8 protein-coding genes and 1 pseudogene are annotated in these 12685 nt (G+C 36.0%); all 9 read left to right on the forward strand.

Features of this window, described 5'->3' with window-relative positions; all coding sequences use genetic code 11:
• Positions 1–499: 499 nt before the first annotated feature.
• Positions 500–2995: a TonB-dependent receptor plug domain-containing protein gene (locus CQZ96_RS20500; RefSeq protein ID WP_105714767.1), complete on the forward strand. Its 2496-nt coding sequence runs from the start codon at positions 500–502 to the stop codon at positions 2993–2995.
• 11 nt (positions 2996–3006) lie between these two features.
• On the forward strand, positions 3007–4245 hold the full coding sequence (locus tag CQZ96_RS20505; protein ID WP_105714768.1) for a lipase family protein: 1239 nt from the start codon (positions 3007–3009) through the stop codon (positions 4243–4245).
• A gap of 704 nt (positions 4246–4949) precedes the next feature.
• Positions 4950–6569 (forward strand): hypothetical protein, encoded by a 1620-nt coding sequence (locus CQZ96_RS20510; RefSeq protein ID WP_105714769.1) that lies wholly within the window; start codon positions 4950–4952, stop codon positions 6567–6569.
• Between the two features lie 98 nt (positions 6570–6667).
• Positions 6668–6909, forward strand: a pseudogene (locus tag CQZ96_RS20515) (hypothetical protein); the annotation flags it as partial.
• A gap of 331 nt (positions 6910–7240) precedes the next feature.
• Positions 7241–7570, forward strand: a complete 330-nt coding sequence (locus CQZ96_RS20520) for a hypothetical protein (protein WP_004724819.1) — start codon at positions 7241–7243, stop codon at positions 7568–7570.
• A 178-nt stretch (positions 7571–7748) separates the two neighbouring features.
• Positions 7749–8483: a UTRA domain-containing protein gene (locus CQZ96_RS20525; protein WP_004724818.1), complete on the forward strand. Its 735-nt coding sequence runs from the start codon at positions 7749–7751 to the stop codon at positions 8481–8483.
• Positions 8484–8632: 149 nt separating this feature from the next.
• Complete coding sequence (locus tag CQZ96_RS20530) at positions 8633–9634, forward strand: putative 2-aminoethylphosphonate ABC transporter substrate-binding protein (protein WP_416377035.1); 1002 nt, start codon at positions 8633–8635, stop codon at positions 9632–9634.
• A gap of 70 nt (positions 9635–9704) precedes the next feature.
• Positions 9705–10898 (forward strand): ABC transporter ATP-binding protein, encoded by a 1194-nt coding sequence (locus tag CQZ96_RS20535; protein WP_105714772.1) that lies wholly within the window; start codon positions 9705–9707, stop codon positions 10896–10898.
• Positions 10892–12607 carry a putative 2-aminoethylphosphonate ABC transporter permease subunit gene (locus tag CQZ96_RS20540; RefSeq protein WP_105714773.1) on the forward strand — a complete coding sequence of 572 codons (1716 nt, stop codon included), beginning with the start codon at positions 10892–10894 and terminating at the stop codon, positions 12605–12607. Before CQZ96_RS20535 ends, CQZ96_RS20540 begins: the two co-directional genes overlap by 7 nt.
• The last annotated feature ends 78 nt before the right edge of the window (positions 12608–12685 follow it).

The following is a 12685-nucleotide window of genomic DNA, read 5'->3' on the forward strand; positions in this document are numbered from 1 at the left end:
AAAGATTAATATTTAAAGTTTTATCAATTTTTTGAGACGATGGTAAAGCCTCATACCCCGATATAACTCTCACTTGCAATGGGAGCTTTAGAAAATATGCTGAAAGTTGTTTATATATAGCCGAAATTGATAAAATGAATTTGGTTGAGCGCTTAAATTATTTTGTGTAAGTTACCTTTTTATAAAGGATTAGTGGACGTGATAGCTATTTTAAATTATCTAAATTATCTAAATTAGGCTCAAGATTACCTTTCAATTGAGTCTTAATCTTGTAATTTCATACAGTTTCCTCTGTAGCATAATTTTTAAGTTAGAAATGACAATAACCATAATTGTATGTTTTCAATAATTTTAAGTTGTTATATGAGCATTTTGGTGAAAATTTGTTTAAATCAAAGCAACTATTAGTAGACTAAAATAATATAAGTATCTGATTAGTATTGAATAATAAATATGGCATTGAGTTTGCAGAAAGCAGATCATTTTCTAGGAAATGCATATGAATATACTCACACCATCTATCTTGAAATCTTCAATATTTGTTCTGAGTGCTCTAACTAGTGCCATCGCAATTGCAAATGAAACACCACAAAAAAGTAATGAGGATATTGATGCTGTTACTTTAGCGTCAGTGGTCGTAACGGGAAGTCGCCGAGCTGTTAAAAGCCCGTTGGATACACCAGCACCTGTCGATATTTTGTCTGAAGAACAGTTGAAAAATACTGGAACGTCTGATTTATCTAAAGCACTAACAATTTTAGCACCGTCATTTACATTCCCTTTAGAACCAGCGGGTGCATTTGCTGCGCAAATACCAGCAGGAGCATCATTACGCGGTTTAGCCTCTGATCAGGTTTTAGTCTTGATTAATGGTAAGCGTCGCCATACAGGTGCAATATTTACTCGACAAAATTTAGCGAATGGTCGTGGTGCGGCATCTGTAGATTTAAGTTTAATTCCATTAAATGCAATTAAACGAGTTGAAATTTTGAGAGATGGTGCTGCTGCGCAGTATGGTTCAGATGCAATAGCAGGTGTGATTAATATCATACTCAAAGATGATGATGACCATGGTGCAGCCTCTTATCGTTTTGGGCAGTTTTCATCAGGTGAAGGCGAACAACATAAGTTATCATTATGGAAAGGATTTTCTTTGCCGAATGATGGAAGCTTAACCTTCGCCATTGAATATGGCAGTCAAGATTATGCCAATAATACCAACCCAGATAACCGTAGATTCTATCCACAAAGTTATCCTAATGCGGAATATTTAGAAGCAAACTCACCATATCGTAATTGGCGTTTTGGTTCACCAAAGGTAAATGACCAAGTCAATTCAGTGTTAAATGGCGAATTACCACTTACCGATACGATTAAATTGTATGGTTTTGCAACTTATGGTTATAAAGAAAGCGTTGGGCAAAACTTTTATCAGCCACCTTCAACCAATACAACTTTAAATCAAAACCCATATTATTTAGCACGTTATCCACATGGAAGAATCACGACATCAGTATATTCATTGTATGACCATGCAATTACAGCAGGGTTGAAAGACAATGATTTTCTGGATGGAAAATTAGATTTCTCAGTGAATTATGGTCGTAATAAAGCAGCTCAACTTTACACTAATGGGATAAATCCAAGTTACGGTTATGACTCTCCATCTGAGTATAAAGTTGGCGAAAATATTAATGAACAAAGTAATGTGAACTTGGATTATCAAAAACAAATTGCTTTAACATTTTTAAATGAGCCAATCACTTTTGCAACAGGTATAGCCTACCGTAAAGAACAATACCAACAAATTGCAGGTGACCGAATTTCCTATACACGTGGTCCATACTTTAATCCTAGTCCAGTCATTGGCGTGGGTGTACCAGAGATTTATTCAGGTATTACTGACCAAGATGAACGTAAGATATCAAGAAATGTATTTGGTGGATATGTTGATGTAGAAGCAAAAATCCTTCCTAAATTAATTGCTGGGGCAGCTTTTAGAGCTGAAAATTATTCAGATTTTGGTAGTACTGCCAATGGGAAGTTGTCTTTAAAATATGATATTGACCCTAAAATTGCTGTGCGTAGTACTTATAGTACAGGTTATCGTGCACCCTCAATTACTCAGTTGGGTTTTTCTGCGTATAGTCGTCAAACTGTTTTACAAGCAAATGGTGAATATCAAGACGTTTCACAACGAACATTATTGCCTGGAAGTGAAGCCGCTTTACTTTTAGGTGGTAAGGCTTTAGACCCAGAAAAGTCAAAAAATGCGTCTATTGGATTTGTGTTTAAACCCACACAAAATTTATCTGCGACTTTAGATCTATATCAAATTGATATAAAAGACAGAATTTTATTATCAGATAATATTACTGGAGATGTAATTAAAAATGCCTTTGCAGGTACCCCTTATGTCGAGATTAATAATGTCGCATTTTTTAATAACTTATTGGATACCCGAACTCGTGGTTTAGAAATTACTTCAAATTATCTGATGGATTTGGAGAAATATGGCAAGTTAAAGCTGAATTTAGGCTTTAGTACAAATCAAAACAAAATTACCAAGACACGTAATGCAATTACAGCCAAAGGTGAAATAATTCCATTTGAATCAATTGCGGGGCGTAGTACGCAAGGAATTATTGAATCAGCATCACCTAAAAATAAGCTCACTTTAGGCGCAGATTGGCGTATTCACAATTGGGATGTGACAGCACAACTTCGTCGTTATGGCGAATGGAGCACAGTTGATAGCACACGTCCAGCATTTGACCAAAATTTCTCAGAGCAATGGGTTGCAGATTTAAATATTGGTTTTAAACCAGATGTTTTAAAAGGTTTACGTTTAGATATCGGTGCTTATAACTTATTCAACTCATTTCCAGATCATGTAAAAAATACCAGTGTTGGTGGGGTAGTGAAGTATAGTTTTAATGCTCCTGAAGGGGGAAATGGAACATTCTTGTATAGCAAATTAACCTATGATTTCTAAGGAGATGTTCAATGAAAATGCGTATTTTAAATGCTGTTTTAGCATTGAGTTTACTTGTTTCACCTTTAACACAGGCAAAAACGTACCCAGAGAACTTGGTTGGGGATAGTTATTTATCCGATTTTTATGAGTGGAATCAAGAAATTCCTAAAGTATCAGGTACTTTACTTAAAATAGAGGATTTAACCCCCTCTTATATTGGTCAATCAAAAGCATCAGCTCAATATCGAATTTTATATTCATCGACTAGTGGTATAGATTCGAGTAAAGCATCTATTGTTTCGGGGGCATTATTCATTCCTCAAGGGACGCCACCCAAAGGTGGATGGCCACTTTTAGTTTGGGGCCATGGAACTGTTGGTTTAGCTGATACATGTGCACCTTCTTGGGCAGGTCGTTTATATATCGGTGTTGAACATTTAGACAAATGGCTTGACGAAGGGTTTGCAGTGGTTGCAACAGATTATGAAGGCTTAGGAACGCAAGGCGCACATTGGCTAATTAACAATCCAATGTTAGCCTATAACATGCTCGATAGTGCTACGGCAGTAATTCAAGCAAACTTAAAAATTGCGAATAAAGTGATTTTGTCAGGAGAATCACAAGGTGGGGCAGGTGCATTTGCTGCAGCTGCATATGCACCACAATATGCGCCAAAGCTCAATATTAAAGGTACGGTTGCAACGGGGGTTATTTATCGAGATCGAAATGCAAATAAACAAGAGATCATTCGTTCTAATCCACATGAAGTTGTTACAGCAATTGCTTTACCGATGTATAGCTTCATCGCAGCACAAAGTTATAATCCAAAGTTGAAAACAGAGGATGTCTTTACTGAAAAAGCGTTGCCTTTCGTGGAGCGAGCAAGAAATACATGTATTATCACTTTACAACGTGATGTGACGAGTGCAGGTCTGACTTTTGCCAATGTATTAAAGGAAAAACCAAACGAGACTTATACTAAAACTATTGAAGAAATGCAGGAAAAATTTGGCTATTTTCCAACATTAAAAATTAACCATCCTGTATTTATTGCTACAGGTGCAAATGACAAAACACCCGATGTGAGGGGGCAGCTTAAATTAATGAAAGACAGTTGTCAGGCTGGTACAATTATTGAAGGGCATATTTATGCAGGCTATGGGCATAGTGATGCTGTGCCTATCTCCATGAAAGATGCTGTTCCTTTTGCAAAAAAAGTTTTAGCAGATCAGAAGATTAAGCCGATTTGTCAGCCTATTCTGGAGTAATTTTTGAATCAATATATGCTTTTTTAAAAAGCGTGACTTGTTCATAAAGGAAATAGTATTTAGCTCTTAAATGCTATTTTTTTGTTGATTTATTGTATTTAATTTTCATCTAACTAGTAATTAATGTTTTGATTAAAATGTATAATAATAGTACATTTAGAGAAAATGAACTAAAGAAAAACACTAGCTGGAGCTACTCTTAGTTGTTTGATGGAAGCACCAAAATTAGATCTAAAAATAAATAAATTTATTGCTTTAATAATTTGTTTTTTAATAATAATTTGGTGTTTGTTGTATGGATATTATTTATAATGTTTTTATTGTTAATTATTGAGCGAGAGAATTTAACTAAAGAAGCAAAGTTTATGCTGTTTTTTGATATATCTGCTGGTGTTCGTTTACTTTTATATAAATCTAAGAGAAAAAATATACTTAGCTAAACTGTATTGAATTTAATCTGATGTATACTGAAATTTTTTAAAAGAAAATTTAGCTTTTAGAAAGTATAAGATTTAGAAATGAGAAACTTAAAACGTATTTATCCAAAAAGTATGATTTTTTAATTGCTAAGGATGTAATTAAAATGACTAAGACTCTAAAGCTTTCTATGAAGACTACTTAGGAGTTTATATTGAGTTTAATTACGAGAATAATTATTTTAGCCAGATATAAAAGGTGTGAGGTCTAATCTTGTGAATAAAATAATGTCTAGCCCTAAGAAAGATGCATTGTCTAAGAGTTGTTTAAGAGATTTTTCAGTACATTTTAGACGGCCTTATGAAATTGGAAGACCAGTAGATGAATATAATGGTGAATTTGGTTTTGATTGGGTTCGAGATGAATATATATACCCTATTTTGACAATAAAAAAAATAAAAGACCCTGTTATTTATGCATATAGTCATGATTTTACATTTTCATTATTGAAAGATAACTATGTTCGAAGTGTAAATAAAGAAATTAGTTATCCTAACTATTTTCCCTCTTGGTTATCAATTTTTGCTTCTGGTTGTAAAGGTGTTTTGGGTAGTGAAGAAATAAATGCTCAAGGTGCAGTTCTTGATTTAGAAATACATCAAGATGTAATTGATGCATATTACCAAGATAAACTTACAGTCAATGGTACAGTTCTGATCTTTGAAGCATCTAATACCTCAATAAAAATTTCAACATTTAATAATAATCAACAGACAGATTATATTGAAGAACCTTTAAGTCGATTTATTGACTCAGAGCGTGTTAAGGTGAATTTAGGTACCAAAACTAGATATGCTTATAAAAAGAAAAAGGCAATAACAGTTCATTGTTTAGGAGATGTTTTAATGCAAAATGAAAGTATTACTGTTATAGCAAAATGTGGCGAAAACAAAAAGGAAGTTGGCATAATTTATCTTTCCAGAAATGATCAAGTAATCACAAAAGGATTAGTGATTGTTGATGTAAAAGTAAATGGGGAAATACTTAAAAGACCTGAAAATTACGAAAAAGCTTTAAAGTATAATATTTTTAATCAGTGCCTTATGGTTGTTCAAGTCCTTAAGACTGATATTTTTGATCTAGATAGATTGTCGAAAACAGATGCTGAGGTAAGTGCTTTTGTAAAAAAATGGTGGACCAAAGAAATATCAGAAGCCTATGGTAAAAAATTTCTTGAGGTTTGTTCAAATACTCTAGAGCAAGAAAGTCAAAATAGCATAAGAAATAAAACGATTAACGTGGAAGAAGATTTGTCTCAAGAATTTCAACGCGAGTTAATTGATCTATATGATAGGAAGAGAAAAGTAGAAGACAAGTTACTATCAATATATTCAGAAGTTGAGCAAAAGAATTATATTTTCTTTGCACCGATTTGTGTAAGTGAAACTCCAAAAACTGAAAATGTATATGATCCAATTTCAAAGAAAGAAATTAGCCAACCAGTGTGGATGAATGTTTTAGGTAGTGCTAGTTATAAACCTAAATCAAAATTTTTGACTCCGAGAGTTAAAAAGATAGATATGAACTCTAAAGAAGCATTTAATGAGCTTAAATGGGCGAATACAGTTGCTGTATTTAAGGATGCAATGGCGACCAAAGAAGGATTCCTAAAAACATTTTCTCATGAACTTTGCCATACATTTGGCTTGTTACATACATTTAATGTTCATGGGAACAAATTCAGATACCAGCAAGGCTATACAGATAATATTATGGACTACAGCTATACTGATGATGGTGAAACTTCAAAATTTAATAAAAGACAACTTGTGTTTAGAAAAGATCAAGTTGATGAAATGTATACAATAAATAGCAAGGAAAAAATATTTGGTGATCATAATCATTAATGAAGTTTTACGTTCGAATCTTTGAGATATATCCTTGTGGTTAACGTAGAGCAGGACGGATTAAAGAGCTTACCAGATCTGCACAGTTTGCACTTTTATATGATGTGGAGGGAATCAAACATCAGTTGGGTATTTCTGTACGGGTATGTGATGAAACATGTATCAAATAAAACAGCTCGGTCAACGTAAAGTGTCTCAACAAGAAGCCGCTACTTATTTCGATGCAATGCTTAATAACAGCAGTTTCTGTATTAAAGAACAAGATGAACATTTTATTATTCAATTCTATCGACAAGTAGCTAGTACAGCTGATGCCAATAAAACTGAACTGAATGGAAAAGAAGCTGTAATTGGAGGTAAAGTTTAGCAATGTTATAAAGGTCATAGTATGTTGACCACTATAGATTTACCTGTCATATCGTATGTTGGATAAGCATCTTCACAAAAGCTATTTTTAGCTATTTTGGAGGTAATGAATGAGGTTATTGCAAACATGCTTATAAAAGAGTTACCTACTTTTTCTGATGATACCCATGAATCCTTTACAGTTATGTTGATAGATATACCACCCAATATAATTCTGGCTGACTAAAATATCATTTTCATGTCACTTTAAAGTTTGGCAAATTATTTTATTGTAAAAGTCAACAAACTTAATCTGAGAGAAACTCATGAAAAATGTACTTAGTCGAAGTGTAACAGCTTTAATCTGTATGGGTGCTTTAATGACCACAGTTCAAACATGGGCACATGAGGATGAAGATAAAGTATTGACTAGAACAGTCGATGAACAGCCAAAAGACAAAAAACAAAAGAAATGTGAAAAAAATTGTAAACCAAACAATGATCCTAAAACTCAAACAAATAACTCAACGCAACATCAGCATGGAAACGCTTCAGAAATGTCACAAATGGATCATTCAAAAATGACCAATATGCCTTCTTCGATGAAGGATATGGATCATTCAAATATGGAGATGCCAAACAAAACAAATAAGTAATTCTTTGAGAAAAATCATGAGTCTTTTTGACTCAACACATTTCAGTGTGATCTCAAAAAGCTCATCAAAAGATGAGCTTTTTTAAAACATAAAATTTGTTATGAACTATGCTTATTTTAAAAATGTCATCGCTTAGACATGATATTTGAGTATATTAGAAGAAATTTTCACAAAATAAATGTGTATGCCTGTTCAAGAAACGACTTCTCCACGTATTCCCAAATATATTGCCATTCGAGATGCTATTGCCCATGAGATTGAGTCAGGGCAATGGAGTGCCAATACCAAACTGGCTTCAGAGCGTGTGTTGATGGAACAATTTGCTACCACACGTGTCGCTGTTCGAGAAGCATTATTGGCTTTGGAAATGGATGGTCTTATTTATCGTTTAGATCGCCGTGGTTGGTTTGTTCGTGCGCCACGAATTATTTACCGTCCGCAATCGACCAAAAGTTTTAACCAATATGTGACTGAGCAAGGGGGTGTACCAAGTACGGAATTGATTTCTGCGGAATTGGTGCAAGCGACCTCTTGGGATGCAGCACATTTAAAAATTTCGGTGGGTGATGATATTTATTCGATGTGGCGGCGTCGTAGTATCAATGGTCGTCCTGCGGTAGTTGAACATTTACGTATCAATGCAAGTTTATTTCCTCAATTCTTAGAACAACAATTAGAAGGTTCTATTACGACTTTGATGGCAGAGCACTATCAACGGCAATTGACCCGAGCGCATATTAATCTCTATCCAACAGTATTGTCAGAACAACAAGCCAAAGCTTTGCATGTCAATGTTGGTAGTATGGGTTTATATATTTGCCGTACCAATTGCGATCAAAATGGAGTGATTACCGATGTTGACCAAGAATATTGGTTACATGATGTACTCGATTTACATTTTGAAGCGTCATGATAAAGAATTAAAATAATTAATCTGGTTTAAACCAGATTAATTAAATTGTCATAAACTTTTGTTGAAATACAGGCTATCAAGAAGCAGCATTCGTTAGGAATGTCATAATGAGCCCGTATCTAAAACAGCAGCAAAAAAAGCTCCTCGCCATGGGCACAAGTATTCTCTTTGCTTGTGTCAGCACAGCATGCACCACGTCTTCAACCTCGAATGATGTTGAGCAAATCACAGTCTATACCGCGGTTGAAGCGGATCAATTAAAGCGTTATCAATGGGAATTACGCAAAGCACATCCTGAATTAAAAGTAAAATGGGTGCGTGATTCGACAGGTGTGATCACCGCAAAATTATTAGCAGAACAAAAGAATCCACAAGCCGATGTAGTGATGGGACTTGCTTTGACCAGTTTATTGGTCATGGAAAAAAAAGACTTATTGCAACCGTATCGCCCGAAACATGTCGAACAACTTAAAATCGATTTTTATAGCCAAAAAGACATTCCAACATGGACAGGCATGACTGCTTGGGAGTCGGCTGTTTGTGTCAATACTGTTGAATTGGAAAAGAAAAAATTACCGATTCCGCAAACCTGGCAAGACCTGACTAAACCAATTTATAAAGGGTTAATCGTGATGCCAAATCCAGCATCGAGTGGCACAGGCTATTTGGATGTGACTGCATGGATGCAAATTTTTGGTGAAAATCAAGCTTGGCAATATATGCAGGCACTCGATAAAAACATTTCTCAGTATGTACATTCAGGCTCGAAGCCTTGCAAGATGGCGGCTCAGGGTGAAACGGTCATCGGAATTTCGTTTGGTTATCCGGGCTTTAAGTTGAAATCGCGTGGTGCGCCTTTAGAAATCGTCTATCCGAAAGAGGGGCTAGGTTGGGAAATGGAAGCCTCAGCCATTGTCAAAGGTACGAAAAAACTCAGCAGTGCAGAAAAGTTTATTGATTGGAGCATTAGCCAAGCTGCCAATGAAGCTTATGCACAAAACTTTTCAATGGTGGCACATCAAAATGTTCATAGCAAAAATCAAGATTTCCCAAAAAATCTTGCGCAGCAATTGGTGAAGAATGATTTTTATTGGGCAGCTGAACAGCGTGAATCAATTCTAAAACAATGGTCAGCAAAATTTGAAAAGTAATTGAATCATGTACATAACAAGCTATTCAGAATCAGTTATTCAAAATTAACGATAAAAAACTAGGTGCAGTATGCAAATTCCATCGCATTTACAAAAAAGTAGGACAGGGCAAGCCATGCCAAATTCGGCAGGGCATCTGCTCTCAACTTTAAGAACGTTTAAAATGGCAGAATCAAAAACAGTGCTTGAAGTGATGGATATTCAAAAATCTTTTGGTTCAAGCCGTGTCTTGGAACACATTAACCTTGACCTGAAAGCAGGTGAATTTGTTAGCTTTTTAGGTCCATCAGGTTGTGGTAAAACAACATTGCTACGCATCATTGCTGGGCTTGAACAGCCTGATTATGGCAAAGTGATTAAACAACAAATTGATATTACCCATTTTAATACGGCAAAACGTAAATGTGGCATTGTTTTCCAAAACTATGCACTCTTTCCAAACTTAACTGTGGCGGAAAATATTGCATTTGGTTTGCATAAAAAACACTGGTCAGCGCAAGAGATTCAATTTCGTATCAATGAATTATTACACTTAATTGAATTGCCCAATATTGCAGAAAGATATCCCAATCAATTGTCAGGTGGTCAGCAACAGCGTGTGGCTTTAGCCCGTGCGATTGCGCCCAATCCTGATGTTTTATTGTTGGATGAACCGTTGTCCGCTTTGGATGCGTTGGTACGTTTAAACCTCCGCCAAAAAATTCGTACCATTCAATGTCAGTTAAATTTGCCTGCGATCATGGTTACGCATGATCAGGAAGAGGCGTTAAGTATTTCTGACCGTGTGGCGGTGATGAATCAAGGTGTGATTGAACAACTCGATACGCCACATAATATTTATTACAAACCGCAAACTCGTTTTGTAGCACAGTTTATTGGTTCGATGAATTTTATACAGACAGTAGCGGTCGATACGCATCTTTTACAAATGAATGAGCAATCTTTTATTGAATTTCCACATTTAAACTTTGCCCAAGATGAACATTATGAAATCGCTTTTCGACCTGAAAATGTCAAATTAGTTGCTGGAAATGAACCTTCTACTGAATATTTAAATTTAGCTGTAGATATTGTCAACACTGAGTTTTTAGGTGCAAAACGTCGTTTATTCTGCGTGGTGCAAAACCAAGATCAGGCAGATGACAATATGTTGCAAGTTGATGTGGATCATCAACATATGGCGGTGGTGCAAGATGGAATGTATCTGCAAATGCCGATTCGTGACTTACATGTGTTTGATTCACGAGGGCATGCGAGATGTTAAATCAGTCTGCTGCAGATGCTTTATTAAGTAGTCAAACAGCACATCGTTTTCGTTATTCATTGCGTTCAAGTGCGGTGTTGTTTGTCGCAGCAATTCTATTCACCTTGAGTTTGATTGCACCCTTAATCGTATTGATGCAAAGCGCATTTTTAAATGAACAGCATCAATTTGTCGGGTTGGATAACTTTACAGCTTATTTTTCCAATCCGGCTTTAATCTCATCGATTTTTAATTCGATGTGGATCGCCATTACAGCCATGTTGATTACGGTGAGCTTGGCAAGTGTTTATGCTTTTGCATTGATCAATTGCAATATTCGAGGCAAAGCTTTCTTTAAAACCGTGGCATTTTTACCGATTCTTGCACCTTCACTTTTGCCTTCATTGGCTTTGGTGTATTTGTTTGGTCAGCAAGGTGTTTTTAAGGGCATGCTGGGCGAGGTGGAAATTTATGGTCCACTAGGCATTTTGATCAGTTATTGCTTTTGGCTATTTCCTGCCATGGTCATGTTGATGATGGGGGCATTTCGCCATATTGATCAACATTTGATTGAGGCTTCGCATGCTTTAGGAAAAAATACACTACAAACCCATTGGGCTGTGACTTTTCCTGCGATTCGTTATGGTTTAGTCAGTGCCTGTCTGGTAGCATTTACTTATGTCATCACAGATTTCGGGATTCCCAAAGTGATTGGCGGGTCATTCAATATGATGGCGTTGGATGTGTATAAGCAGATCATTGGTCAACAAAATATGAACATGGGTGCCGTCATTTCGATTTTGTTGCTCTGTCCTGCGGTGTTGGCATTCATTTTTGATCGATACCAAAGTCGTCATCAGGAACGCTATCAAAATTTCCAAATTCAGCCTTATCGTTTGCGTGCCAATCCTCGAATTGAAAAAGCATTAACTGTATTTTGTGGGGTGATTTCAGGCGGTATTTTACTGATTATTGTGACTGCGATTCTCGCATCATTCATTCGCTATTGGCCCTATGATTTGTCAATGACCTTAAATCATTATCGTTTTGACTATGTTGATGGTGGTGGTTGGGCAAGTTATTTTAACTCAATCAAATTGGCATTGTTCAGTACCGTTTTCGGTACGATGATAATTTTCATCATTGCCTTATTTAGTACCCGTTTTAAAGCACATCCTTTACTCAAAAACTATGTAAAAGTCTTGGTGTTATTGCCTTTGGCTGTGCCGGGCTTGGTGTTGGGTATTGCTTATATCTTGTTCTTTAACGCACCGCAAAATCCTGTGTCTTTCGTTTACGGTACGATGACGCTGTTGGTGATTTCAACCATTATTCATTATTACACTGTGCCACATTTGACCTTAACGCATGCGATTCAACAGATCCCAAATCAACTTGATCATGCTGCACAAAGTTTAGGATCTTCACATTGGACAATGTTCCGCAAAGTATATTTGCCTTTAACCTTTCCTGCGCTGTGTGATGTGTTGGTGTATTTATTTGTCAATGCCATGACTACTGTTTCAGCTGCGATTTTCCTTTATTCATCTGATACCAATTTGGCGTCGGTGGCGGTGCTGAATATGGATGATGCAGGTGATACCGTGGCAGCTGTGGCGATGAGTATTTTGATTTTACTCACCTCATGTGCAGTTAAGTTGGTGCATTGGTTATTCACTCGGAAAATGATGACGTCAACACAACGTTGGCGTGAGCAAGCACATTCATAACAAATTGATCTTTCAGTCAATCTTTTTAATTAACTAAGCCATTTGAATTGAACGCTTTCTTTTAGGCGCTGGGGATTT

Origin of the sequence: Acinetobacter sp. MYb10, assembly GCF_002980175.2 — a bacterium.
Taxonomy (GTDB): Bacteria; Pseudomonadota; Gammaproteobacteria; order Pseudomonadales; family Moraxellaceae; genus Acinetobacter; species Acinetobacter guillouiae.

Excerpts from the sequence above, each read along its gene's own strand:
- CQZ96_RS20500 (WP_105714767.1), top strand. The coding sequence starts at position 500 with ATGAATATACTCACACCATCTATCTTGAAATCTTCAATATTTGTTCTG.
- CQZ96_RS20505 (WP_105714768.1), top strand. The coding sequence starts at position 3,007 with ATGAAAATGCGTATTTTAAATGCTGTTTTAGCATTGAGTTTACTTGTT.
- CQZ96_RS20510 (WP_105714769.1), top strand. The coding sequence starts at position 4,950 with ATGTCTAGCCCTAAGAAAGATGCATTGTCTAAGAGTTGTTTAAGAGAT.
- CQZ96_RS20520 (WP_004724819.1), top strand. The coding sequence starts at position 7,241 with ATGAAAAATGTACTTAGTCGAAGTGTAACAGCTTTAATCTGTATGGGT.
- CQZ96_RS20525 (WP_004724818.1), top strand. The coding sequence starts at position 7,749 with ATGTGTATGCCTGTTCAAGAAACGACTTCTCCACGTATTCCCAAATAT.
- CQZ96_RS20530 (WP_416377035.1), top strand. The coding sequence starts at position 8,633 with ATGGGCACAAGTATTCTCTTTGCTTGTGTCAGCACAGCATGCACCACG.
- CQZ96_RS20535 (WP_105714772.1), top strand. The coding sequence starts at position 9,705 with ATGCAAATTCCATCGCATTTACAAAAAAGTAGGACAGGGCAAGCCATG.
- CQZ96_RS20540 (WP_105714773.1), top strand. The coding sequence starts at position 10,892 with ATGTTAAATCAGTCTGCTGCAGATGCTTTATTAAGTAGTCAAACAGCA.